Annotated in this window: 21 protein-coding genes, 4 tRNA genes and 2 pseudogenes; 9 read left to right on the top strand and 18 right to left on the bottom strand. The window is 70.0% G+C overall.

The window, feature by feature from the left end:
- Positions 1-241 (top strand): annotated as a pseudogene (locus PINTE_RS04390) (IS630 family transposase); the annotation flags it as partial.
- Complete coding sequence (locus PINTE_RS04395) at positions 144-773, top strand: TetR/AcrR family transcriptional regulator (protein WP_084343227.1); 630 nt, start codon at positions 144-146, stop codon at positions 771-773. The pseudogene PINTE_RS04390 and the gene PINTE_RS04395, both read left to right, overlap by 98 nt.
- A 153-nt stretch (positions 774-926) precedes the next feature.
- On the opposite strand, the gene PINTE_RS04400 is transcribed toward PINTE_RS04395, so the two are convergent.
- The 3 genes from PINTE_RS04400 to PINTE_RS04410 all read right to left on the bottom strand — a co-directional run bounded on the left by PINTE_RS04400 (position 927) and on the right by PINTE_RS04410 (position 2,543).
- Positions 927-1,658 carry a MerR family transcriptional regulator gene (locus PINTE_RS04400; protein ID WP_068426874.1) on the bottom strand — a complete coding sequence of 244 codons (732 nt, stop codon included), beginning with the start codon at positions 1,656-1,658 and terminating at the stop codon, positions 927-929.
- Between the two features lie 276 nt (positions 1,659-1,934).
- Positions 1,935-2,011 (bottom strand) — tRNA-Val (locus PINTE_RS04405).
- 67 nt (positions 2,012-2,078) lie between these two features.
- Positions 2,079-2,543: a TIGR02611 family protein gene (locus PINTE_RS04410; protein ID WP_068426877.1), complete on the bottom strand. Its 465-nt coding sequence runs from the start codon at positions 2,541-2,543 to the stop codon at positions 2,079-2,081.
- 288 nt (positions 2,544-2,831) lie between these two features.
- On the opposite strand from PINTE_RS04410, the gene PINTE_RS04415 reads away from it, so the two are divergent.
- Complete coding sequence (locus tag PINTE_RS04415) at positions 2,832-3,932, top strand: CapA family protein (RefSeq protein WP_373280138.1); 1,101 nt, start codon at positions 2,832-2,834, stop codon at positions 3,930-3,932.
- Between the two features lie 96 nt (positions 3,933-4,028).
- Here the strand turns inward: PINTE_RS04415 and PINTE_RS04420 are convergent, their stop codons facing one another.
- From PINTE_RS04420 to PINTE_RS04435, 4 genes are all read right to left on the bottom strand, one after another.
- Complete coding sequence (locus tag PINTE_RS04420) at positions 4,029-4,247, bottom strand: hypothetical protein (protein ID WP_169798454.1); 219 nt, start codon at positions 4,245-4,247, stop codon at positions 4,029-4,031.
- A 269-nt stretch (positions 4,248-4,516) separates the two neighbouring features.
- Positions 4,517-4,594: transfer RNA gene (locus PINTE_RS04425), tRNA-Val, on the bottom strand.
- A 30-nt stretch (positions 4,595-4,624) separates the two neighbouring features.
- Positions 4,625-4,698, bottom strand: a tRNA-Cys gene (locus PINTE_RS04430).
- Between the two features lie 55 nt (positions 4,699-4,753).
- Positions 4,754-4,826: transfer RNA gene (locus tag PINTE_RS04435), tRNA-Gly, on the bottom strand.
- Positions 4,827-5,219: 393 nt separating this feature from the next.
- Here PINTE_RS04435 and glgX point away from each other — a divergent pair.
- Positions 5,220-7,763: a glycogen debranching protein GlgX gene (gene glgX, locus PINTE_RS04440; RefSeq protein ID WP_169798455.1), complete on the top strand. Its 2,544-nt coding sequence runs from the start codon at positions 5,220-5,222 to the stop codon at positions 7,761-7,763.
- Positions 7,764-7,845: 82 nt separating this feature from the next.
- Here the strand turns inward: glgX and PINTE_RS04445 are convergent, their stop codons facing one another.
- The gene (locus PINTE_RS04445; RefSeq protein WP_084343230.1) at positions 7,846-9,069 is read right to left on the bottom strand and encodes a PPK2 family polyphosphate kinase; all 1,224 of its coding nucleotides are present in this window, start codon (positions 9,067-9,069) and stop codon (positions 7,846-7,848) included.
- 102 nt (positions 9,070-9,171) lie between these two features.
- Positions 9,172-10,431 (bottom strand): alpha/beta hydrolase family protein, encoded by a 1,260-nt coding sequence (locus PINTE_RS04450; protein ID WP_068426970.1) that lies wholly within the window; start codon positions 10,429-10,431, stop codon positions 9,172-9,174.
- 63 nt (positions 10,432-10,494) lie between these two features.
- Here PINTE_RS04450 and PINTE_RS04455 point away from each other — a divergent pair, with 63 nt between their 5' ends.
- On the top strand, positions 10,495-11,550 hold the full coding sequence (locus PINTE_RS04455; protein ID WP_444543858.1) for an ATP-dependent DNA ligase: 1,056 nt from the start codon (positions 10,495-10,497) through the stop codon (positions 11,548-11,550).
- A 55-nt stretch (positions 11,551-11,605) separates the two neighbouring features.
- Here PINTE_RS04455 and PINTE_RS04460 read toward each other — a convergent pair whose 3' ends face one another.
- Positions 11,606-11,809: a hypothetical protein gene (locus tag PINTE_RS04460; RefSeq protein ID WP_068426883.1), complete on the bottom strand. Its 204-nt coding sequence runs from the start codon at positions 11,807-11,809 to the stop codon at positions 11,606-11,608.
- Between the two features lie 271 nt (positions 11,810-12,080).
- Between PINTE_RS04460 and PINTE_RS04465 the strand changes: the two genes are divergently transcribed.
- From PINTE_RS04465 to PINTE_RS04475, 3 genes are read left to right on the top strand one after another with little or no spacing between them, the layout of a single operon-like run.
- Entirely contained in the window at positions 12,081-13,031 is a 951-nt protein-coding gene (locus PINTE_RS04465; RefSeq protein ID WP_068426887.1) for a Gfo/Idh/MocA family protein, read from the top strand.
- Between the two features lie 9 nt (positions 13,032-13,040).
- The gene (locus PINTE_RS04470; protein WP_068426889.1) at positions 13,041-13,358 is read left to right on the top strand and encodes a putative quinol monooxygenase; all 318 of its coding nucleotides are present in this window, start codon (positions 13,041-13,043) and stop codon (positions 13,356-13,358) included.
- 5 nt (positions 13,359-13,363) lie between these two features.
- Complete coding sequence (locus PINTE_RS04475) at positions 13,364-14,527, top strand: iron-containing alcohol dehydrogenase (RefSeq protein WP_245642798.1); 1,164 nt, start codon at positions 13,364-13,366, stop codon at positions 14,525-14,527.
- A 234-nt stretch (positions 14,528-14,761) separates the two neighbouring features.
- Here PINTE_RS04475 and PINTE_RS04480 read toward each other — a convergent pair whose 3' ends face one another.
- The 3 genes and pseudogenes from PINTE_RS04480 to PINTE_RS04490 all read right to left on the bottom strand — a co-directional run bounded on the left by PINTE_RS04480 (position 14,762) and on the right by PINTE_RS04490 (position 17,667).
- On the bottom strand, positions 14,762-14,971 hold the full coding sequence (locus PINTE_RS04480; protein ID WP_068426900.1) for a hypothetical protein: 210 nt from the start codon (positions 14,969-14,971) through the stop codon (positions 14,762-14,764).
- Positions 14,972-15,304: 333 nt separating this feature from the next.
- Positions 15,305-16,486 (bottom strand): annotated as a pseudogene (locus PINTE_RS24150) (NAD(P)/FAD-dependent oxidoreductase).
- A gap of 95 nt (positions 16,487-16,581) precedes the next feature.
- On the bottom strand, positions 16,582-17,667 hold the full coding sequence (locus PINTE_RS04490; RefSeq protein WP_068426902.1) for a DNA polymerase domain-containing protein: 1,086 nt from the start codon (positions 17,665-17,667) through the stop codon (positions 16,582-16,584).
- Between the two features lie 225 nt (positions 17,668-17,892).
- Between PINTE_RS04490 and msrB the strand changes: the two genes are divergently transcribed.
- The gene (gene msrB / locus PINTE_RS04495) at positions 17,893-18,312 is read left to right on the top strand and encodes a peptide-methionine (R)-S-oxide reductase MsrB (RefSeq protein ID WP_068426907.1); all 420 of its coding nucleotides are present in this window, start codon (positions 17,893-17,895) and stop codon (positions 18,310-18,312) included.
- A 93-nt stretch (positions 18,313-18,405) separates the two neighbouring features.
- On the opposite strand, the gene PINTE_RS04500 is transcribed toward msrB, so the two are convergent.
- The 5 genes from PINTE_RS04500 to PINTE_RS04515 all read right to left on the bottom strand — a co-directional run bounded on the left by PINTE_RS04500 (position 18,406) and on the right by PINTE_RS04515 (position 23,167).
- Positions 18,406-20,010, bottom strand: a complete 1,605-nt coding sequence (locus PINTE_RS04500) for a PHA/PHB synthase family protein (RefSeq protein ID WP_245642799.1) — start codon at positions 20,008-20,010, stop codon at positions 18,406-18,408.
- Between the two features lie 189 nt (positions 20,011-20,199).
- Positions 20,200-20,931 carry a hydrogen peroxide-dependent heme synthase gene (gene hemQ / locus PINTE_RS04505; RefSeq protein WP_068426909.1) on the bottom strand — a complete coding sequence of 244 codons (732 nt, stop codon included), beginning with the start codon at positions 20,929-20,931 and terminating at the stop codon, positions 20,200-20,202.
- A gap of 4 nt (positions 20,932-20,935) precedes the next feature.
- Positions 20,936-21,940, bottom strand: coding sequence for a cation:proton antiporter domain-containing protein (locus tag PINTE_RS04510; protein WP_245642803.1), 1,005 nt, complete (start codon positions 21,938-21,940; stop codon positions 20,936-20,938).
- A gap of 5 nt (positions 21,941-21,945) precedes the next feature.
- Entirely contained in the window at positions 21,946-22,257 is a 312-nt protein-coding gene (locus tag PINTE_RS24155) for a hypothetical protein (RefSeq protein WP_245642800.1), read from the bottom strand.
- 43 nt (positions 22,258-22,300) lie between these two features.
- Positions 22,301-23,167, bottom strand: coding sequence for a fumarylacetoacetate hydrolase family protein (locus PINTE_RS04515; protein WP_068426911.1), 867 nt, complete (start codon positions 23,165-23,167; stop codon positions 22,301-22,303).
- Positions 23,168-23,226 lie beyond the last annotated feature (59 nt).

Below are 23,226 nucleotides of genomic sequence, written 5' to 3' on the forward strand. Positions count from 1 at the left end.
GCACTTCACCCCGACCTCCGCGTCCTGGCTCAACCTCGTCGAACGCTGGTTCGCCGAGCTGACCCGCCGCAAACTCCAACGCTCGACCCACCGATCCGTCGTCGACCTCGAACGCGACATCGTCGCCTGGACCCAAGGCTGGAATGAGAACCCCCGACCCTTCGTGTGGACCAAGACCGCCGACCAGATCCTCGAAACCCTCGCCGGCTACTGCCAACGAATTAACGCCTCACGACACTAGTTCGCGGGAGCGAATCGTCGCAGCGGCACTCGAGCACGCCGCCTCCCAGGGAGATGCAGACGTCAGTCTCGCCGCGTATGCGAAGGCGGCTGGGGTCACGAAACAGGGCTTGATTTATCACTTCCCGTCGAAACCTGCGCTGCGCGCCGCGACGCTCGACGCCGTGTTCTACCGCTGGGAGACGGCAATGGTCGAAACCCTGGGAAAGCCCCTGCGGGACGTCACCACGGGACAACGGATTCGCGCCCACGCGGCCGTCGCGGCACGCGGCGAAGTTGTCGCCGGGGAACGGTCGCTGTTCGCACAGCTGACGCTCACCGGAGAGGGCAACGACGACCACGCACGTTGGACAGAGCGCTGGTTCAGCCCCGATCCGGCGATGCCGTCCGTGGCGCGAGGGCGGGCACTCACCGCCTGGCTGGCCGCCAACAGCCTGTGGTCGGCACTCGCCACCGGCAAACGAGCTTTGAGCGAAGACGAAGTCACCGCAGTTCTCGAGACGATCTCGGAATTGACCACCCCGGACGCTTGAGCCATGCCGAGGTAATGGCCGATACCGCCACCACGGCGCCGGACACGTGTTTCGCTGAATTCTTCTCTGCGCTCACCACGGTCGCGCAGACGGGGACTACCGAATCTCGACCGGATCGCGCTCTCATATGGGTCTCAACGTGGATGTTGATGGTCAGCCCTGGTAGAGCCAGATCCAGTTGCCGTCGGGATCAGTGACCGCACTGGTGCGCGGCATACCTTCACCTTCCGTGGCCGGCAATTCTTCGCTTGCCCCGGCCGCCAGGGCTTGTTGGTGGGTGGCGTCGAGGTCAGGCACAAGCAGGCCGAAGGTGCTGCGGCCGGGGTGGTCGAAGTCGGTTTCGTCGACGAGGATCAGCAAGAAAAAGCCTGGTTGCCCGTAGTCGCCGAACTGAAACCCGCCGTAGTCGCCGGCGTCGGTGTGGCGAATCACCCGCTCGGCGAGTCCGAAGGCAGCCTCGTAGAAATGCTGCGCCCGGTCCTTGTCGGCGACACCGATCTTGAGTTGGACCGGCGCGGCAGTCGTCGTGATGGTCGGCATGGGTACTCCTTCAGAGGCGTAGGTAGTGCACTGGGCGATCTGCTCGTCGAGATGCCGGCGGGTGCGGACCAGACGATCAGCGTGCGTCTCAAGCAATGCTCGCGCCTGGTCCGAGGAGGGGTCCGCGACGATGTCGCGCACCTCGTGGAGAGGAACGTCGAGCCAACGAAGATCGGCGATGAGCCGCGCCATGGTGAGCAGGTTGGCCGAATAGCGGCGGTAGCCGGTAACCGGATCGACCTCGGTCGGTTTGAGCAGGCCGACCGCGTCATAGTGACGCAGCGCATGAACACTCAGCCCGGCGCGCCTGGCAAACGGCCCGACGTTGAGGAGATCGTCGCTCATTGATTCATGGTCAGGCGTCGGGTAGCCCGAGAGTCAACCCCTGCGGCCGGGAGCGCGAGCGTTGATGTCCGGTAGTCCGCACGTTTGGGCCACCGGCACCGACGAAGCTCGCCTCGGAGCAGACCGCATCGCCCTGCGCCTCACGGTCCTCGACGCACAGATGAACGCCAGCGGCATCGAGAATGACCCGGACGTCTAGCCACGACACTCGCCAGCACGGACGGCGCCGATTGCAGAACTCAAACGCTGACGTCGTCGGCTTGATGAACGACCTTCTGGTGGACGTGAAGGGACTCGAACCCCTGACCTTTCGCGTGTGAAGCGAACGCTCTAACCAACTGAGCTACACGTCCGTGCGACCGTCACCATACCTGGTCACCGGCCCGGCTCCCAAGTCGGCGACAGGGTTGGCAGACCGGCTTACAGGGCGAGGTAGGTGCGCAGGAACGCGGCCGCCTCCGGCGGCACAAATCCGGGCAGGCCGGTGACCTTGAAGAGCACCCAGAAGCAGGCGGCGACGAACAGGCCGGTGGCTGCGGCGACCGCGAGCCGCACCCCCATCGACTGGCGCATGATCCACTCGTTCCAGCGGTGCACGTGCCGGGCGACGAACCGGTGCATGCGTCGCGCCCAATGGAACTCGCTGGCGAGGATGCCGAAGCCGAGGAACACGATGAGCCAGCCCGGGCCGGGCAGCGGCACGAGCGCGAGCCCGACGATGACCACGCAGACGCCGAGCGTGCCGACGCCGATCCGGTACGCCTGATTCGTGGCGGGTCGTTCGCGCAGCCGGCGCCGCCAGGCCCAGTCGTGCCGATGGGGTCGCTCGGACGACGTCGCCCCCGACGCACTGTCCGATGCCTCCCCGGTCACCGCCTCGTCCACACCCCGGTCCCTTCGACGCCAGAGCCTCTCCGCACGCTCACGACTCACGATCCCACCCGACGCGACACGCCCGGATTCGAGCTGTCGCCATGTCCGATTCGAGTGCTTCTGACGCGCGCGTCCCGCACAACACCATTGTGTCCGGCCTGGCCAACGCCCGGGTAGATACAACAGTTCCGAGAAGGTGCTGATCAGCGACCTACACTCGCCGTCATGGGGAACATCCGCAATTTTTTTGCGGTGTTCGTGACCGGCTGCACACTAATTTCCGGGTGCAGCTCGGGGGGGATTGCGAGCACAGCTCGATCCGGGACCTCCGACGCGTCCGCGTCGGCTCAGTCCGCATCAGCCACTACCGCCTCGACGACCTCGTCCGCCCGCGGTGGGCAGGCCAGCGCGCCGGCGGGTCCGGCCACCATCACCCTGGCATTCGCCGGGGACGTCCACTTCGAACGGCAGGTCGCGGCGCTGTTGAAGGACTCCTCGCGAGTCTGGCGCAACCGGCTCCCCGAGCTGCGCGACGCCGACTTCTCCCTCGTCAACCTCGAGACCGCGATCACGACGCGCGGCCGCGCCGAACGCAAGCCGTACACCTTCCGCGCGCCGCCCAAGGCCCTCGAGGTCCTCAAGTGGGCCGGCATCGACGCGGTGAGCATGGCCAACAACCACGCCGCCGACTTCGGCGCGGCCGGGGTGCAGGACACGCTCAAGGTCAAGGCCTCCAACGTCATGCCGATCGTCGGCTTCGGCGCCGACGACACCCAGGCGTACGCGCCGCTGGAGGTCAACGTCAAGGGCGTCAAGGTCGGGGTGCTCGCCGCCTCCCAGGTCGCCGAGGAGACGGCCCGCAACTGGGCCGCCGGCCCGAACAAGCCGGGCATCGCCGTCGCCCTCGACCGCACCCGGCTGCGGGCCGCGGTGCAGGCCGCGGCCGCCAAGTACGACCTCGTCGTCGTCCAATTGCACTGGGGCACCGAGGGAACCACGTGCCCCAACGGCAACCAGGTGGAGACGGTCAAGGACCTGCGCGCCGCCGGCGCCGACGTCATCGTCGGCACCCACGCGCACCGGCCGCTGGGGTCGGGCTGGTCGGGGCGCACGTTCGTCGGATACGGCACCGGCAACTTCGTCTGGTACAACACGAGCGCGAGCTCCCGGCCCTCCGGCGTGTTGACCCTCACGGTCGACGCCAAGGCCGCGAAGGCGCGCGGCCAGGCGACCGGCTCCGCCCGGCAGACCGCCCGGAGCCTCGTCACGAGCTACACATGGTCGCCGAAATACATTTCGGGCCAAGGTGTTCCGCAGAACCCGACGGCCGGTGTGCGCAAGGGGCTCGACTCCCGCAACCGGGCGGCGATCAGCTGCTCCAAGCTGGCCCAGAAGCCCTGACGACACACCCGGCCTCACCTGGTACCAGACACCCGAATCGGCCCGGCGCACCACGCGCCGGGCCGATCCAGGTACCCGATGTCAGGTAGCCGACGGTCAGTTGCCGGCGATCCCCAGGCACTCGATGGCGCTGACCGTCACGGTGCGCGCGCCCTCGCGCGGCTCCCCCGCTTCGGCGGCGCTCCACAGCGAACCGCTGCGCACCCCGCGCAGCGCCGCGCTCAGGCTCGGTGCCGTGACCGTGTGCCACGTACCGCGGTCTTCGTGGGCCTCGGTGATGAGGACGCTGTAGCGACGTGCGGACTCGGCGGCCATGACGGACATGAGTGTCTACCCCTCCTGGGTGGTGGTTTCGTTCCCTCCGTCTCCTTGTCGGTCGGTCGCCCGGGAACGTGAGCACCGCAACCCGCGCCGACTGTGGCGCCTCTCACGTGCCATCGACTGTGACAGCACGTGGGCGCCCGCCTCGGGCCGAGCTCCCCCCTCGGTATCCGCCCCGCGAATGCCTGCCGCGACGCAGGCGAACGGGTGCGGACATGACCAAACCCCCGGACGCTTGGGCCCGGGGGTTCGCTCTCTTGTGGTGGTGGGCGATACAGGACTTGAACCTGTGACCTCTTCCGTGTCAAGGAAGCGCGCTAGCCAGACTGCGCCAATCGCCCGCGGAGAGACACCCGCTGCGCAGGTGCTCATGGAGGTGGAGACGGGATTTGAACCCGTGTAGACGGCTTTGCAGGCCGCTGCCTCGCCTCTCGGCCACTCCACCGAGGAAGTTGGTCGACCTTCTCCGGCGTGTTGTCGAGGAAGGCCTCGTTCCTCCGAGCGGACGACGGGACTCGAACCCGCGACCCTCACCTTGGCAAGGTGATGCTCTACCAACTGAGCCACGTCCGCATGTGCTGTTACCGGCGCTGCAACGGCCCCGGCGTGCTGCACGACAGTAACCGATCCCGGCACCCGGATTCAAACTCAGCGACGGCGAGTCCCAACCGACGGCCGGGCGCCGGCGCGCTCGTCGCGCGGCAGCCTCCGATCACAGCGCCTCGACCAGCGGAGACGGACTTTCGCGCACGGCCCGGACCGCCTCGTGAGGCCGACCCCGCGCGGCGGACGATAGGCTCGCGTCCTGTGACAACCCTGCAGAAACGACCCCGGCGCCGGTGAGAGGCGACGTTTTCGCCCCTCCGGCACACCCGGTGGCTCTGATGGGACGGCCACCGGCAGCCAAGGGGTCGGGCAGGTCCGTTCTGCTGCGTCGGCCCGGCCGACACGACCACAGAAGGAATCATGGATATCTGGCCTGGCAAGGCATACCCGCTCGGCTCGACCTACGACGGGGCGGGCGTGAACTTCGCCCTCTTCTCCGAGGTCGCCGACCGGGTCGAGCTCTGCCTCATCGACGATGACAACACCGAGACGCGCCTCGAACTGACCGAGGTCGACGGTTACGTCTGGCACGGCTACGTGCCCAACCTGCAGCCCGGCCAGCGTTATGGCTACCGCGTGCACGGCCCCCACGAGCCGGCCGCCGGTCACCGCTGCAACCCGCACAAGCTGCTGCTCGACCCCTACGCCAAGGCGATCGACGGGCAGGTCGACAGCGACGAGGCCCTGTTCGGCTACAAGTTCGGCGACGTGGAGTCGTTCAACGACGCCGACAGCCTCGCGCACACGATGCTCTCCGTCGTCATCAACCCCTACTTCGACTGGGGCCACGATCGCCCGCCGCGGTACGAGTACCACGAGAGCGTCATCTACGAGGCCCACGTCAAGGGCCTGACGATGACCCACCCCGATGTGCCGGAGGAGATCCGCGGCACCTACGCCGCGATCGCGCACCCGGCGATCATCGAGCACCTGACCAACCTCGGCATCACGGCCATCGAACTGCTCCCCGTGCATCAGTTCGTGCAGGACACCCACCTTCAGGAGAAGGGGCTGTCGAACTATTGGGGCTACAACACGATCGGCTTCCTCGCGCCGCACAACGGCTACGCCGCCTACGGCAGCCGCGGCCAGCAGGTGCCCGAGTTCAAGTCGATGGTCAAGACGCTGCACGCCAACGGCATCGAGGTCATCCTCGACGTCGTCTACAACCACACCGCCGAGGGCAACGAGTACGGCCCCACGATCGCGTTCCGCGGTCTCGACAACGCGGCCTACTACCGCCTCGTCGACGACGCCAAAGAGCACTACTACGACACGACGGGCACCGGCAACAGCCTGCTCATGCGCAACCCGCACGTGCTGCAGCTCATCATGGACTCCCTGCGCTACTGGGTCACCGAGATGCACGTCGACGGTTTCCGGTTCGACCTGGCCGCGACCCTGGCCCGCCAGTTCCACGAGGTCGACAAGCTGTCCGCGTTCTTCGACATCATCCAGCAGGACCCGGTGATCTCCCAGGTCAAGCTCATCGCCGAGCCCTGGGACCTCGGCGACGGCGGCTACCAGGTCGGCGGCTTCCCGCCCCTGTGGACCGAGTGGAACGGCCGTTACCGCGACACCGTGCGCGACTACTGGCGCGGGGAGGCGGCGGCGCTGTCCGAGTTCGCCTCGCGCCTGACCGGCTCCTCCGACTTGTACGCGCACTCGGGCCGGTGGCCGATCGCGTCGATCAACTTCATCATCGCCCACGACGGTTTCACGCTGCGCGACCTTGTCTCGTACAACGAGAAACACAACGATGCCAATGGCGAGGGCGGCAACGACGGTGAGAGCCACAACCGGTCGTGGAACTGTGGCGCCGAGGGGCCGACCACCGACCCGACGATTCGCGAGCTGCGGTTGCGGCAGATCCGCAACTTCCTCGCCACGCTCATGGTCAGCCAGGGCGTGCCGATGATCGCCCACGGCGACGAGTTGGGACGCACCCAGGGCGGCAACAACAACGTCTACTGCCAGGACAACGAGATCTCCTGGATCGACTGGAATCTCAGCCGCGAACAGCAGGACCTGCTGGAATTCGCGAGCCGCATCGTCGACCTGCGCAAGAATCACCCGGTGTTCCGGCGCCGCCGCTTTTTCCGCGGCAGCGCCGACCACGGCGGCATGTCCGACCTGCACGACATCGTGTGGTTGCGGGTCGACGGCACCCCGATGGTCGAGGAGGACTGGAAGACCGGGTATGCCCGCACGCTGTCGCTGTTCCTCAACGGCGAGGCGATCCAGGAGGTCGGTCCGCGGGGTCAGCGCGTGCGCGACGACCACTTCATCCTCATGTTCAACGCCCACAGCGAGACCGTCGATCACGCGATCCCGTCGATGGTCGAGGGCTTCGAGTGGGTCGAGGTGGTCAACACCGCCCTCGACACCGGGGGTCCGCACCCCGAAAGCCAGCCCCACCAGGCCGGTGACATCGTCTCGGTGACCGGCCGGTCCGTGATCATCCTGCGCAGCCAGCCGTTGCCCGAGGACGAGTTCGCCGTCGACGAGAAGGACGAGCGCGCCGAGGTCGCGGCCATCGAGAGCGCTGCCCAGCGTCCGTCCCCGGAGCGCAAGGAGCGCAGCGCCGAGCGGACCGCCCGCGCGAGCCGGGGCCGCGGCGGCGGCAAGGGCAAGTCCGCCAAGAAGGCTGCCTCCTCCGCCGCGAAGACCGGCACCTCCGAGCAGCCTTCCGCCGGAGAACCGAAGCCCGAGGAGGCTGAGGTCGACTCCGCGGAGATCGCCGTCGCCGCCGAGCCGACACCGGTGGCCGAGGCCGCCGAGCGCAGCGAGGAGGGCACCATCGACGACTCTGTCGACTCCGGTGACTCTGTCGAGGAGCCCACGGACTCCCAGGAGCACGTCGACGGAGCCGGCAGATCGGCCGAGGACGACCGCGAGGGCTGAACCACCGGGACCAGGTACGACGAGAACGGTGGATCTCACACACCAGTGTCAGATCCACCGTTCTTCGTGTCCGGGGCGGGGCTCAGGTCTCCGCGAGCCGCCGCTTCTCCTCCTCGACGTCGAAATCGGCCGGCGGCCACTGCGGGTCGAGCGCGCGCAGGTGTTCGAGCACGAGCCGCTGCACCGCCATCCGCGCGTACCACTTGCGGTCCGCGGGCACGACGTACCAGGGCGCCACGTCGGTGGAGGTGCGTTCGAGGGCCACCTGGTAGGCGACCTCGTAGTCCTCCCAGCGGGAGCGTTCGTCGACGTCGCCGGGGTTGTACTTCCAGTGCTTGTCGGGCCGCTCGAGCCGCTCCAGCAGCCGTTGCCCCTGCTCGGCCTTCGAGATGTGCAGCATCACCTTGATCATCGTGATGCCGTCCTTGGCCGCCGACGACTCGAACGTGTTGATCTGGGAGTAGCGCCGATTCCACGTCGAGGAGGGCACGAGGTTGCGCACGCGCACGATGAGCACGTCCTCGTAGTGGGAGCGGTCGAACACGCCGACCTGCCCGGGTTTGGGCAGCGCGCGTCGGATCCGCCACAGGAACGGGTGTTTCTTCTCCTCCGGCGTCGGCGCCTTGAAGGCCGTCAGATCGACGCCCTGCGGGTCCATCAGTCCGACGACGTGGCGCATGATGCCGCCCTTACCGGAGGTATCCATGCCCTGCACGACGAGCAACAGCCGCTCCTTCGAGCCGCCTCGGGCCTGGGCATACAGCCGCTCCTGCAGCGCGGAGATCTCGTCGACCCCCGCCGCCAACGCTCGCTCCCCGTCCTTCTTGGAGCCGGTGAACCCCGGGGTCGAGGCCGGGTCGAGGTCGGCGAGCACGAAGCCCTCCCCCACTCGCAACAGCTGCGAGAACGACACCCCGTCGAGGTCCGGCGCCGCGGCCGCTTCAGCCTGGACGTCGACGACGGACTCGACCGGCGCCTCGGCCGCGGCTTCGGCCGCTGCGATCTCGGCGGGAGCGGTCTGCGAGGCCACTTGGGCTGCAACCGAATCCGCAGCAGAGTCGCCCTTCTTGCCCGACTTCTTTCCGCTCTTCTTGGCGGCCTTCTTGTCGGCCTTCTTGTCGCTCTTCTTCTTCTCGGACTTCTTCTTCTCGGACTTCTTGCTCGACTTCTTCGTGCCCGAGGTCTTCTCCGACTCGGCGGGCGTGCTCGGCTCCTGGCCGGGCTGTGGTGACTCGGGCGCGGACTGCGTGGCCGAATCCTCGCGCCGGTCGTCCCGCTCGGTCGTCTCCGCTGACTTCTTGGCCATGCCACATGATGACCGATTCGCGCCGCGTTCGCCCCCTCGACGTGCGGATTCTCACCGAGCGAGGGTCGTCGCCGACCGCTGGAGGACGTCGACGAACCGCGTTCAGCGCGTGATCTCGTCGGTGACGACCCGCTCCCATCGGTGCGGGTCGACGTTCCACTCCTTGACGTGCCGGGCTTGGGTCCACTCCTCGTAGCGCACGAGGTCCTTGCGGCGCCGGGCGAGTTCTCGCGAGGGCCCGACGGGCACGAATTCGTCGTCGGCCGAATGCAACAGCAGGATGCGGTGACGCAGTTCGTCGGCGCGGTGCGGCCAGTCCGTGCGGGCCACGTCGAGCGGTTCGTGCACCCCGACGAGCCGGCGCGACCACCGGGCGCCGATGAGCCCCTGGGCCAGCTGCGCGAGCGGGGGCGGCACCCGGCGCAGGCGCGCGTGGTGGGCGATGACGTCGGCCCAGTCGATGACCGGGGAGTCGAGCACGGCGAGGCTCACGTGGCGGGCCAGCGGAGACAGGTCCAGGGTCTGCAGCACGATCGCACCGCCCATCGACCAGCCCACGAGCACGATGTCGGTGGCACCGTGCGCCATCGCGAACGACATCGCGGCCTCGGTGTCGCGCCATTCCGACAGGCCGAGGTTGTACAGCCCGTCGGGGCTGGGTGGTCCCTCGATGTCGTTGCGGTACGTCGGCACCAATGTGGTGAGGCCGAGCCGGTGCAGCGTCGGCACCGCCCGCAGGCATTCGTGCCGGGTGGCGCCGCGGCCGTGCACCAGCACCGCCCAGCGGCTGCCCCGTCCCTCCCGGGTGTCTCCCGCGCCGGGCACGAGCCACGCGGGATGGTCGCCGATCTCGCTGGGCACCACGACATGTCGCGTCGCAAGCCCGAAACTCACCTCCGGCGGGGAGGTGAACACGTAGCCGTCCCAGCGGGCCGGCCCGGGGCGAGGAATGCCCGCGTCGATGCTCTCGATGACCCGCGTGACGGTGGGCACCGGCTCGGTCGCCCGCCGGGTGGACGGCAAGCGCCCTTCGGGCGGAACCGGATCCAGGCGGTCGCTGGCGACGATGTCGCCGAGGCGAAGGTGCCCGCGGCCCTGGTCGAACCACAGGCCGTAGCGGCCGGGCACCACCGTCTCCTCGTCGGCGCGCAACGTGATCGTGCCGGAACCCACCGGATCGACGTCGAGGATCTCCTGCAACTCGGGGCGCTCGCGTTCGGGCGTGAGCAGCACGCGAGCGAGATACGCTCCCGCGCTGACCGATCCGGCCACCGATGCGAGTCCGACGCCGGCGCTGGTGATCCCCGCGATGCCGGCGACGCGAGCGACCCGGGCGGCCCCTGCCCTTCCGGCTGCGTCCATGAGCCCATGGTCGCAGGTCGAGGCGGCATCGGCGCGCACTCAGGTGACAATGGGCGGGTGCGACTGCCCATCGACCTGCCCGTCACCCCCATGCTCGCCAAGGCCACCGGCTCCGTGCCCGACGCCGACTCGGTGCCGGGTGGCCTTGCCTACGAACCGAAATGGGACGGTTTCCGGTGCATCGTGCTGCGCGACGGCGACGAGGTGGAGCTGGCCAGCCGCGGCGCCAAGCCGCTGACGCGCTACTTTCCCGAAGTCGTCGAGGCGGTGCGCGAACACCTGCCTGACCGCTGCGCGATCGACGCGGAGATCGTTGTGCGAGCGGGAGAACCGGGGGCGCAGCGGCTGCATTGGGAGGCGCTGAGCCAGCGCATCCACCCGGCCGCGAGCCGGGTCGAGAAGCTCTCGCGGGAGACGCCTGCCGAGGTCATCTGCTTCGACGTGCTCGCGCTCGGCGACGAGTCGCTCATGAACCTGCCGTTCGCGCAGCGACGCGCCCGACTGGAGTCGGCGCTCGCCGGACTCGCGCCCGACGCGCCCGTGCACCTGACCCGCACCACCGACGACACCGCGGTCGCCCGCGACTGGTTCGAGCGGTTCGAGGGGGCGGGGCTCGACGGCGTCGTCGCCAAGCCGAAAGAACGCCCCTACGAGCCCGGCAAGCGCACGATGCTCAAGGTCAAGCACAAGCGCACCGGGGAGGCGGTCGTCACCGGCTACCGGGTGCACAAGTCGGGTCAGGGAGTCGGCTCGCTGCTGCTCGGGCTCTACGGCGACGACGGGCGGCTCTTCAACGTCGGTGGGATCGCGGCCTTCACCACCAAGCGGCGCCTCGAGCTGGTCGACGAACTCGAGCCGCTCGTCGTGCGCGACGACGACGGGCAGATCGCCCACGCGGAGACCGACCGCTCCCGCTTCTCGAGCTCCAAGGACGTCAGCTACGTGCCGCTGCGACCCGAGCGCGTCGTCGAGGTCGCCTTCGACCAACTCGAGGGGTGGCGGTTCCGGCACGCGGTGACGTTCCTGCGCTGGCGCCCCGACCGGGAACCCGCCTCCTGCACCCTCGACCAGATCGAGCGCGCCCCCGCCTACGACCTCGGCGAGGTCCTCACCCGGTGAGGGCCTCCCGCCGTGGCTCGGCGGGAGGCGGGCCGGCTCCGACTCCGGCTGCGGTTCAGTAACGCTGCCGCGAGACGGCGAGCAGTTCGGCGTGCTGCGCGCTCATATCGCTCAGCACTCGTCCACCGAACGCAACATTCCAGTAGAGATCCTTGAAACCCCAGCGCCACATAGAGATTCGCTCCCTAACGGGCATGCTGAAGTGGCCGATGACGGCCAGGATGGTGATCGCCAGGAGGGCGAAGAGCAGAAAGATCACAACGCCACCTCCTTCCGAGCGACCGCGAGCCCGATGCCCGCGGACGATGACGTGACTGCCCTACTCCCACGGTAACGCCGCCCCACGCAGCGAAATGCCCGCTTCCCGATCCCCCACACTTCCCTGAGACCTGCGTGTCACGGTCGGGACTGCTGTCCGTGCCGCAGTCCCACCACGACACGCAGTTTTCGCGGACTCCGGGGTCGCTAGGTTGAGACGGTCGGCCGTCGACAACGCGGCGGCAGACGCCGAGGCGAAGGCGGGAGCAGGCATGCGCGTTCGATGGGGTATCGCGGGTCCGGGGCGTATGGCGGCGACGATGGCGCAGGCCTTCGCCGAGGTGACCAACGGCGAGTTGGTCGCCGTGGGCTCGCGCGCGAAGGAGCGGGCGCGCAGCTTCGCCGACGAGCACGGCATCCCCCGCACCCACGGCTCCTACACACAGTTGTGTGCGGACCCCGGCGTCGACGCGGTCTACATCGCGACGCCGCACCCGCAGCACACCGACATCGCGCTGACGGCGATCGCCGCGGGCAAGCCGATCCTCGTGGAGAAGGCGTTCACCAGCACGGTCGCCGACACCGAGCGCATCGTGGCGGCGGCCCGCGAGGCGGGCGTGTTCGCGATGGAGGCGATGTGGACGCGGTTCAACCCGGCGATCGAACGCGTCCGCGAACTCATCGCGCAGGGCGCGATCGGGCAGGTCCCAGCGGTGCACGGCGACCTCACCGCCTACCGCGAATTCGACTCCCAGGACCGGCTGTTCAACCCCGACCTCGGCGGCGGGGCCGTACTCGACCTCGGCGTCTATGTCATGTCGTTCGCGCAGCATTTCCTCGGCACCCCCGACACCGTGCACGTCGCCGGCGGGCGCTTTGACTCCGGCGTCGAGGGCGAGTTCTCGGTGCTGTGGGGTTACGACGACGGGCGCAGCTCGACGCTGTCGGGGTCGTTTCGCACGTACGGGCCCGGTCGGATGGCGCTGCTGGGCACGCAGGGCTGGATCGACGTGCACCCGCGGTTCCACCGCTCGCCCTCGATCACGCTGTGGCGCGGCAAGGAGCCGGAGACCATGGAGTTCGCCTCCGGGTACCAGTTCGAGGTCATCCACGTCGGCGAGTGCCTGGCCGCCGGGTTGACGCAGAGCCCGATCATGCCGCTGGACGACACCCTCGCGGTGCAGCGGCTCATGGCGGAGGCGCTGCGCCAGCTCGGCCGCTAGGGTCGGGCCATGCCCGGCTCCTTGTTGATCGTGCACGTGGACATCGCGGTCGTCCCCCACCGGGTCGACGACTTTCTCGCGGCCACGCAGGCCAATGCGACCGCCAGCCGCCAGGAGCCGGGCGTCGTGCGCTTCGATGTGCTCACCGACCGCGCCGACCCCGGCCACGTCGTGCTCGTGGAGATCTACCGCGACGAGGCGGCCGCCGTGGCGCACAAGCAGCCCGACCACTACGCGGTGTGGCGCGACACGGTCGAGCCGATGATGGGCCGGCCCCGCACGTCGGCGAAGTTCGTCAACGTCTCCCCCGACGACTCCGGGTGGTGAACCCCGTGTCCACGCGCTTCGACCTGGCGCTGCCCACCGACATCCGGTTCGGAGCCGGTCGCGTCGCCCAGGTGCCCGGCATCCTCGCCGGTCTGCACGTGCGGCGGGCCCTCGTCGTCACGGGCGCAGCGACGTCGCGGGCCGACGGGGTGCGGGCCGCGCTCCAGGCCGAGGGCATCGACGTCGAGACCTTCGCCGTGCCGGGCGAGCCGACCGTCGAACTCGTGCGGGAGGCGGTGGCGGCGGCGACCGCCTCCGGGCGCGACGGGGTGCTCGGGTACGGCGGCGGCAGCGCGCTCGACGCGGCGAAGGCGATCGCGGCGCTGACCGCCTCCGGCACCGACCCGCTGGACCACCTCGAGGTCGTCGGGCAGAGGCGGCCCCTGGAGACGCGGCCGCTGCCGTGCGTGGCGGTGCCGACGACGGCCGGCACCGGCTCGGAGGTGACGCGCAACGCGGTGCTGTCGGCCGGTGACGTCAAGGCGAGCCTGCGCAGCCCGCTCATGGTGCCCGACGCGGCGGTCGTCGACCCGGATCTGCTCGCCGGACTGCCGGCGGCGACGATCGCGGCCAGCGGGTCGGACGCGCTCTCGCAGCTCATCGAGCCGTACCTGTCGGCGGAGGCCAACCCGTTCACCGACGCACTGGCCCGCGAGGGCATCCGCCGATCGGCCCGCTCGCTGGCACGGGCGGCTGCGCAGGGGCTCGCCGACGACGCGGCCGCGCGCGACGACCTCGCCGTGGCGAGCCTGTTCGGCGGCCTGTGCCTGGCCAACTCCGGCCTCGGCGCTGTGCACGGCTTCGCCGCCGTACTCGGCGCCCGGTACGGCGCACCGCACGGAGAAGTGTGTGGTGCGTTGCTCCCGGCGGCCGTCGCGACGAACCTGTCGGCCCTGCGAGCCCGGGAGCCCGAACATCCCGCCCTGGCTCGGATGAGCGAGGTCGCGGGGCTGCTCGCCGGGTCGGCCGACGCGCGCGCCGACGACGCCGCGCCCTGGCTGCAGCGGCTGCGCTCAGATCTCGGCGTGCCCGGCCTGGCCACCTACGGCGTGGACGAGGGCGACATCCCCACGCTCGTCGAGCAAGGCCGCAAAGCCAGCAGCATGAAGGGCAACCCGCTCGTGCTCCAGGACGACGAGCTAGCCGCGATCCTCACCGCCTCCCTCTAGCCTCACGCCCGCGCGAAGTCCCGCGAACGTCCCGCGCGTCCGCGTGAACGTCCCTGCGAACGCCCCCGTGAACGCCCGCCCAAACTTCCCTGAGAACTGCGTGTCACGATCGAAACTGCTGTCCGTGTCGCAGGCGTGACCACGACACGCAGTTCTCAGCGTCGCTAATCGTGAGCCGGGTACGGGGCCGCGGGTCGCCGGGGTCTCGCGGGCGATCAGCCAGGTCGCGGGCGCTCAGCGGTTCTGGTCGCGGGCGCGGTCGACGAGGTCGGCGTGCCGGGCGCTCAGGCTGCCCATGACGCGAGCGCCGATAGCCAGGTTGGCGGCCAGGTCGCGAAAGCCCCAGCTCCACACCGGGATCCGTTCGGCGCGTGGCACCCCGTTGCGGCCCAGCGCGGCGAGGAAGGCGACGACGAGGACGACGAAAAGCAGCAGCGGGATCATGTCGAAACCTCCTGTCGGCCTCGAGGCGCTGGGGTCGACGATGAGAGGGCTCCCCGTCGTCACGACGAGTATGCCGATTCCGACCAGCCCGCCGAAACCCCCGTCGACCCCCCACGCTCGAAACTGCGTGTCGTGGTGAGGACTGCGGCACGAACAGCAGTCCTCACCACGACACGCAGTTTCGAGGGACGTTGAGGGGCGGGTGAGGGACGTTGAAGCGGCGGGCGGTGAGACGTCGGGCGGCGGGTGAGGACGTTCAGGCGGAGCGGCGGGCGGCGAGACGTCGTGCGGCGGCGAGGGACGTAACGGGACGAGCCTGGGGCAGTACGCGGGTTAGCGGATGCCGGTGACGCCGGCGTACGGGAAGCGGCTGCGCAGCAGGCGGCCCTCGGCGAACCGGTCGAGGTCGAAGTCCCGGGGGTCGACCCCCGGGATCGACGGCGGCGCGCCCGTAACGAGGTCGGCCATGAGCTGCCCGACCGCCGGGGAGATCTTGAAGCCGTGCCCGGAGAAGCCAGCGGCCACGAACAGGCCCGCACAGTCAGTGGCGGACATGACCGGATTCTGATCCGGCGTCTCGTCGATGACACCCGTCCACGTGCCGGCGACCCTCGGCTGCGGCAACCCGGGAAAGCGGTGCCCCACGCGCTCGACGGTCTCCTCGACCATCCGCGCCGTGGCGTGCCGGGAGAACACGTCGGGGTCGTCGATGCCGACGCGGGCCTGGGGTGAGCTGGCGCCGACGAGGAGCTCGGCGCCGCGCATGTGGACGTACTGCCCGGACACGACATCGGAGAACACCGGCGGATCGCCCAGCCTCCCGCCCGGATCGATGAGCACCTCCTGCACCCAGGTCGGGCGGATGTCGACCTCGATGCCGAGCGGCCGCAGCAACGGCGCCGTCTACGGACCAGTCGCCAGCACCACGGCGCTCGCGCCGATCACGGTCCCGTCGACCAGCCGCACGCCGCGGACCGCGCCGTTGCTCACCTCGACGGCGGCCACCGGGCAGCTGTGGCGCGTGGACGCCCCGTGCCGACGGGCCGCCGCGGCGAAGGCCTGCGCGGTGGCATGTCCGTCCGCGTACCCGCCACCCGGCTCGAGGCAGAACGCCGCGACGTCGTCGAGCCGCGCCGTCGGCCACAGTCGCGCGACGGTCGCGACGTCGACGATCTCGGTGTCGATCCCCAGCGCTTGCTGCGCGGCCACGGAGGCGGTGAACGGCTCCACGTTGTCGGCGCCCACGGCCACGAGGTAACCGACTCGGTGGAATCCGACGTCGGCGCCGAGGATCTCGGGCGCGTCGTGGAAGATCGGCAGCCCCCACTGGGCCATCGCCGCGAGCTGCGGCACCCCGTAGTGACATCGCACGATACCGGCCGTGCGGCCGGTGCCTCCGGAGGCGATCGTGTCGCGCTCGATCACGACGACCGAGCCGGCGCCCCGGGCGGCGAGCGCGTAGGCGATGGAGCAACCCGCCACTCCGCCTCCGACGATGGCGACGTCCGCGCCCATGGGTCCTCCCGCGCCGCACGTTGATACGTTCCGGCTCGTGCCATCGCTCGGGCCCGGAACCCTCAGTGTCGCAGCGATACTCGTGCCCGCCCCGGCTATTTCTCCTTACGGGTAACCCCGTCGGCCTCCCAGTTGTCCGCGTTCTTCTTACTGGGCTGCACTCGGGGCGGCTCGCCGGGCATTTTGGGATAGTCGGGGGGAAAGTTCAGTTCGCCGCCCGGCAGCTCCTCCCACAGCCGCAGCAGCGGTTCGAGGCTGAACGCGGTGTCGTCGATGCCCGCCCAGGGGTCGCCGTCGGCGAGACGCTCCGGCACGGTGAAGAGGTTGAACGCGCGGGGGTCGCTCACCTCGGCGAGTTCGTCCCACGTCAGCGGCGTGGAGACCGGCGCGCCGGGCAGCGGGCGAAGCGAGTAGGCCGAGGCGATCGTGCGGTCGCGGTTGTTCTGGTTGAAGTCGACGAAGATGCGCTCGCCGCGTTCCTCCTTCCACCAGTTCACGGTGACGCCCTCGTCGCGCCGAGCCAATTCGCGGCCGAACCCGATCGCCGCGTGCCGCACGTCGGTGAACTCCCAGCGCGGCTCGATGCGCACGTAGATGTGCACTCCGCGGTTGCCGGAGGTCTTCAAGTAGCCGGTGATGCCCAGCTCCTCCAGCAGCTCCCGCGCCACGCCGGCGACGCGGCGGGCGTCGGCGAAGGTCGTGCCCGGCTGCGGGTCGAGGTCGAGGCGCAGCTCGTCGGGCCGGTCGACGTCGGCGCGACGCACCGGCCACGGGTGGAACGTCAACGCCCCCATCTGCGCACACCACACCGGCACCGCCACCTGCGTCGGGCAGATCTCCGAGGCGGTGCGGCCCGAGGGGAACGTGATCGACACCGTCTCCACGAAGTCGGGGGCGCCCTTGGGAACCCGCTTCTGGTAGAACGCGTCCGCGTTGCGGTCGGCCGGGCCGGTGGCGAGTTTCATGCCCTCGCGCACGCCGTTCGGCCAGCGCTCCAGCGCCGTCGGGCGCTCCCGCAACGCCCGCATGAGACCGTCTCCGACGTCGGCGAAGAACTGCGCGACCCCCAGCTTGGTGACCTGCGGGCTCGTCTCCGTGGCCTCGTAGATCACCCGCTCGGGGCTCGAGATGCGCACCTCACGGTCTCCGGCCTGCACGTACGCCTCGGAGGTCTTCGCCATGAGGGTCAACCTACGCACTGGACACCGTTCGGGGAACCGGGCACCGGCGCGGAGACGGGACACCTGCCTGGCGACGGGACCCCTGCGATCGGCAGTGTCCCGTCCGGGTCGTGCGTGTCCCGTCGAGGAGCCGGTGTCCAGTGCCTCGTCGAGCCCTCCACGAGCGCCGACGCAGCCCGAGCGGCCCGCGGGAACCTTGCCGGGCCTCGCGGTGTTGCACGAGCTATGGACCACACCGACAGCACCTACCCCGTGCAGCGCAGCGACGCCGAATGGCGCGAGCTGCTCTCCCCCGCCGAGTACCAGGTGCTCCGGCAGGCCGGCACCGAGCGCCCGTTCGTCGGCGAGTACACCGACACCACCGAGGAGGGCGTCTACAGCTGCCGCGCCTGCGGCGCCGAGTTGTTCCGCAGCGAACACAAATTCGCCAGCCACTGCGGTTGGCCGTCGTTCTACGTGCCGTCGGCCGAAGACGGCGTCGAGTACATCGAGGACAACAGCCTCGGCATGCGCCGCGTCGAGGTGCGCTGCTCCAACTGCGGCTCCCACCTCGGGCACGTCTTCGAGGGCGAGGGCTACCCCACGCCCACCGACCAGCGGTACTGCATCAACTCGATCTCGATGCGCTTCGAGCCCAAGCAGTAGACCCGCCTCCGTCCTGAAAACTGCGTGTCACGGTGAGGACTGCGATACGAACCGCAGTCCCGACCACGACACGCAGTTTTCAGGGAAGTTGGGTCAGGCGACCTCGTCGCGCACGTAGGCGCCGGGGGCGGCGCCGAGGGTGGGCTCGCCGCCGCCGAGTTCGGTCGGGGCGTCGACGAGGTCGCCGCTGTGGTCGGCCGACCACTTCGTCCACTCGGTCCACCACGAACCGGACTGCTTGGTGGCCTGCGCGCGCCACGTCTCGGCGTCGACGTCACCGGCCCCACCGCCCGTGAAGTAGCTCGCCTTCGGGTTGCTCGGCGGGTTGACCAGGCTCGCGATGTGACCGGCGTTGCTCAGCACGTAGGTGACGTCGTCGCTGCCGACGAGTTCGGTCGTGCGGTAGGTGCCCTGCCACGGCGTGAGGTGGTCGGTCACCGCGCCCTGCACGAACACGGGCACGTCGATCTTCGACGCGTCGAACGGGGAGCCGAGGTAGCTCGCTTCGCCCCGGCCCGCCATCGGGCTCGTCTTGAACAGGTCGAGGAACTCGCTGTGCAGCGTCGCCGGCAGCCGGGTGCCGTCGGCGTTCCACGCGAGGATGTCGAAGGCCGGCGGGTCCTGACCCATGAGGTAGTTGTTCACCCAGTAGTTCCACACCAGGTCGTCCGGGCGAAGCCAGGTGAAGGCCGACCCCATCTGCTTGGCGCCGAACACGCCCTTGCTCTTCGACAGTCGCCGGGCCAGGCCGAGAACCGCGTCGTTGGAGAACGAGTTCATCGGGTACGGCCCGCGCCAGTCGAGCAGCGTGACCGCGAAGGCCGCGGCGTTGACCGAGTCCCCGCCGGTGTCCGCGAGACGGTTGAGCACCGTGGACTCGACGAGCCCGCCCGCGCAGAACCCGATGACGTTGACCTTCGGCGCGCCGGTCGCCGCCCGGATCTCGTCGATCGCCGCCAGGACCCGCTCGCCGTAGGTGTCCAGGCCCCACGAGGCGTGCTGCTTCTCGGGGTTGCGCCAGCTGAGCATGAAGGTCTGCAGCTCCTGGGAGACCGCGTACTCCACGAAGCTGCGGCCCGGCGCGAGGTCGAGGAAGTAGTACCGCCCGATCGGCGGGGGAACGACCAGCGTCGGGATCTCGCGGACCTTCTCGGTGGCCGGCGTGTACTGGATGACCTCGGCGACCTCGTCGCGGGCGATGACGGCCCCCGCCGTGACGGCCAGGTCCTGCCCGACGGTGAACGCGCCGCGCTTGACCTGCGACGGCATCGCGCCGTTGCGCACGAGGTCGTCGGCCCAGTGGGTCAGGCCCGTGACGACGCTGCGGCCGCCGGTCTCGTAGGCGCGCTTGAGCGCGGCCGGGTTCGACCAGAAGAAGTTCGTCGGAGCCAGCGCGCTGGTCGCGATCCCGGTCGCGAACCGCAGCGCGGGCAGCTGCTTCACGCCCGCCTTGTCGAGGCGGTCGGTGATGCGGTCGGCCATGGCGCACCAGGCGAGGTAACCCTGCGCCCAGGCGCGGTAGACGGCGTTCTCACGCCAGGTCGGGTCCTTGAAACGGGCGTCCTTGGGGTGGGGCTCGATCGGCGAGGTGCCCGAGCCGACTCGCAGCAGGTCGACCCACAGGCCGACGACCTCCTGCCCGGCTCCCGGCACCTGCCGCAGCAGGCGACCCGCATCGTCGAGGTTTTCGCGCAACATGAACGCACATGTTATCGGCACCGTGCTCGGCTCCGCAGACACCGCGCGCGATTCGGACATGTCGCGCGCCGACCCGGAACACCGCCTCCCCACGCGTGTCGGGCGGGAGCCGGTCGGGAGCCAGCCCGGAGCCAGCCCGGAGCCGGGCCCAACGACCCGAACGACCCCGGGCCGAAGCCCCAGCGCCCGTTACGGCAGCTCGGCGACCGCCTGGGCCAGCTCGACGCGGGGTCCGGTGTAGAACGGGATCTCCTCGCGCACGTGCAGCCGGGCGCGGCTGGCGCGCAGCTCACGCATGAGGTCGACGATGCGGTGCAGCTCGTCGGCCTCGAACGCCAGCACCCACTCGTAGTCGCCGAGTGCGAAGCTGGCGATCGTGTTGGCGCGCACGTCGGGGTAGTCCCGGGCCATCTGCCCGTGCTCGCGCAGCATGTCGCGGCGCTCGGCGTCGTCGAGCACGTACCAGTCGTAGGAGCGCACGAACGGGTAGACGCACACGTAGTCGCGGGCCCGCTCGCCGGCGAGGAAGGCCGGCAGGTGGCTCTTGTTGAACTCGGCGGGGCGGTGCAGCGCGACGACCGACCACACCGGCTCCAGGTGCGCCCCGAGGCGGGTACGGCGCAACCCGCGGTAGGCGGCCTGGGCGGCCTCGATCGTCGGCGCGTGCCACCAGAACATGAGGTCGGCGTCGGCGCGCAGGCCGGCGACGTCGTAGACGCCGCGCACGACGAGATCCTGATCGGCCAGCCCGGCGAGCAGCTCCTCGACCTCGGCGGCCATCCGCGCGCGCTCCGCCTCGTCGCGCGGTAGCGGCGTAGAGACCTTGAACACCGACCACATCGCGTAGCGGATCGTGGCGTTGAGCTCCTTGATGCGGCGGGCGTTGGGGTTCTCGGGCGTCGTCGGCGTCGCGTCGGTCATGGCCTCATTCTCGCGATGCCGGCTCGAGATCGTGACGGGCCCCCTCCAACCAGCGCATCGCCGCGGTCGCGGTCGCGCCATGGACCAGCACCGAGACGAGGATCGTGAAGGCCACCGTCGCCCACAGCTGCTCCGCGCCGGCGAAGTCGGTCTGGCCGAACGCGTACGCGACGTAGTAGATCGAGCCGACCCCGCGGACCCCGAAGAAGGCGGTGACCAGGCGCTCCCGCGGTCCGAGTTCGCCGGCGTTGTGGGTGTCGTGCCGGCGGCCGCGCCCGAGGGCGATCAGCCCGCACACCGGGCGCACGAGGAGCACGAGCGCGAGCCCGACCGCGGCGCCCTGCCACGACAGATGGGCGAGCAGGCCGTCGGCGAGGGCCACGCCGACGAGCATGAGCAGCAGCAGCGTCAGCAGCAGCTCGAAGTACTCGATGACCTCGTGCATGTGCCCGTGGTAGTGGTGATGCCGCTCCTGGGCCCGCAGCACGAGCGCGCTGACGAAGACGGCGAGAAAGCCCCAGCCGTGCAGCACCTCGGTGAGGCCGTAGATCGCCAGCGTCGCCGCGAGCGCCAGCAGCGGCTGCCCGCGTTCGGCGAGCCGCAGCGACTGCAACCGGCTCCGAAACGCGATCTGTCCCAGCGCCCATCCGCCGACCGCGCCGACGAGCACCCCGATGACGGTCTTGAGCAACACCTCGCTCAGGAGCCAGCCCGCGGCCCACTGCGTCGGGGAACCCTGCGTGGCCAGGTAGATCGCCGCGTACACGAACGGGAAGGCGAACGCGTCGTTGAGCCCGGCCTCGCTGGTCAGCGCGAAGCGCACCTCGTCGTGCTCGTCGACGAGTTCGTCGGTCTCGTCGTGCTCCAGGGTCGGGCCCGCGACCTGCACGTCGGCGGCGAGCACCGGGTCGGTCGGGGCGAGCGCCGCGCCGAGCAGCAATGCCGTGGCGGGCGCCAACCCCATGGCCCACCAGCCGAGCAGCGCCACCGCCGCGATGCACAGCGGCATCGCGATCACGAGCAACCGCCACGTCGAGCCCACCGCCTCCAGGAGCTCCAGCAGCGCGGGTCCAGGGGCCGGTCGAGCGCCAGCCCGACGCCCATGAGCGCGACGATGACCGTCAGCTCGGCGAGGTGCTCGGTGGCCGAGTCGTGCGCCAGCGGGCTGATCGGCACCCCGCCGGTCCACGGCAGCACCCCGACGACGACGCCGACGAGGATGAGCACGATCGGCGGCGAGGCGGGCAGCCGCTGCAGCATCGTCGGCAGCACCACGGCCAGCAGCAGCGCCAGCCCCACGACGAGATAGAGGACGTCGGCGTTCACCGCTGCATCGTGACAGCTACTGGCGGTGCCGGTGGAGCAGGGTTCACGGCCGCGTCACGGACTCGATCGGGGTGCGCAGCACGCCGAGCCGCTCGACCTCGACCTCGACTGTGTCGCCGTCGTTGAGCAGCCACTGCGGGGTGCGGGCGTACCCGACTCCGGACGGCGTGCCGGTGCACAGGATGTCGCCGGCGCGCAGCGTGAACGTGCGCGAGATGAGCGCGAGCGTCTCGCCGGCCTCGTAGATCTGCCGGTCGGTGCTGCTCTCCTGCACGGTCTGCCCGTTGACGCGGGTGCGGATCGCCAGCCCGTCGCGCAGGCCGCCCACCTCGTCGGCGGTGACCAGCGGGCCGATCGGCCCCGAGCGGTCGGCGTTCTTGCCGAGAATCCACTGGCTCGTCAGCTTCTGGGCGATGCGGGCGGTGAGGTCGTTGAACGTCGAGTAGCCCAGGATCGCCGCGCGCGCCTCGTCGGCGTCGACGTCGGTCAGATCGGCGCCGACCCAGGCCGCCACCTCCCCCTCCCAGTCGAGACCGTTCTCGTCCTGGGGCACCGGCACCGGCACCCCACCGACGACGAGCGAGCGCGTCCAGCGCGCGAACAGAGTGGGATACGGCGCCTGGTCCTGACCCGCGAACGAACCCTCCGCGATGTGGTCCCGGTAGTTCAGCCCGATGCAGATGACGCGGGCCTCGGGCAGCACCGGCGGCACGAGGTCACCCGCCTGCACATCGACCTCCCTGCCGTCGGGCGCCGCGAGCGCGCGCCTCGGGTCGCTCCAGAAGTCTCGAAGCGGCGCGACCAGCGTGGCCGGCCCGGTCGTCGGCGTGTCCAACGCCTGGGTGCTCGCCACCCACACCTGCTCACTCGTGTCACTGGTGGCTGCCGAACGCACCCCGATGAGTCGCATTCGCAATCTCCTCTCCCTAAACCCTTGTAAAGGTTGACATGTTTTATGCACACTAGCGC

The organism is Piscicoccus intestinalis NBRC 104926 (genome assembly GCF_001515525.1).
GTDB classification, from domain to species: domain Bacteria; phylum Actinomycetota; class Actinomycetes; order Actinomycetales; family Dermatophilaceae; genus Kineosphaera; species Kineosphaera intestinalis.

Coding starts and splice junctions, on each gene's coding strand:
- PINTE_RS04395 (WP_084343227.1), top strand. CDS start 144: ATGAGAACCCCCGACCCTTCGTGTGGACCAAGACCGCCGACCAGATCC.
- PINTE_RS04400 (WP_068426874.1), bottom strand. CDS start 1,658: ATGAGCGACGATCTCCTCAACGTCGGGCCGTTTGCCAGGCGCGCCGGG.
- PINTE_RS04420 (WP_169798454.1), bottom strand. CDS start 4,247: ATGGCCGCCGAGTCCGCACGTCGCTACAGCGTCCTCATCACCGAGGCC.
- glgX (WP_169798455.1), top strand. CDS start 5,220: ATGGATATCTGGCCTGGCAAGGCATACCCGCTCGGCTCGACCTACGAC.
- PINTE_RS04445 (WP_084343230.1), bottom strand. CDS start 9,069: ATGGCCAAGAAGTCAGCGGAGACGACCGAGCGGGACGACCGGCGCGAG.
- PINTE_RS04450 (WP_068426970.1), bottom strand. CDS start 10,431: ATGGACGCAGCCGGAAGGGCAGGGGCCGCCCGGGTCGCTCGCGTCGCC.
- PINTE_RS04465 (WP_068426887.1), top strand. CDS start 12,081: ATGCGCGTTCGATGGGGTATCGCGGGTCCGGGGCGTATGGCGGCGACG.
- PINTE_RS04470 (WP_068426889.1), top strand. CDS start 13,041: ATGCCCGGCTCCTTGTTGATCGTGCACGTGGACATCGCGGTCGTCCCC.
- PINTE_RS04480 (WP_068426900.1), bottom strand. CDS start 14,971: ATGATCCCGCTGCTGCTTTTCGTCGTCCTCGTCGTCGCCTTCCTCGCC.
- PINTE_RS04490 (WP_068426902.1), bottom strand. CDS start 17,667: ATGGCGAAGACCTCCGAGGCGTACGTGCAGGCCGGAGACCGTGAGGTG.
- msrB (WP_068426907.1), top strand. CDS start 17,893: ATGGACCACACCGACAGCACCTACCCCGTGCAGCGCAGCGACGCCGAA.
- PINTE_RS04500 (WP_245642799.1), bottom strand. CDS start 20,010: ATGTTGCGCGAAAACCTCGACGATGCGGGTCGCCTGCTGCGGCAGGTG.
- hemQ (WP_068426909.1), bottom strand. CDS start 20,931: ATGACCGACGCGACGCCGACGACGCCCGAGAACCCCAACGCCCGCCGC.
- PINTE_RS04510 (WP_245642803.1), bottom strand. CDS start 21,940: ATGCCGCTGTGCATCGCGGCGGTGGCGCTGCTCGGCTGGTGGGCCATG.
- PINTE_RS04515 (WP_068426911.1), bottom strand. CDS start 23,167: ATGCGACTCATCGGGGTGCGTTCGGCAGCCACCAGTGACACGAGTGAG.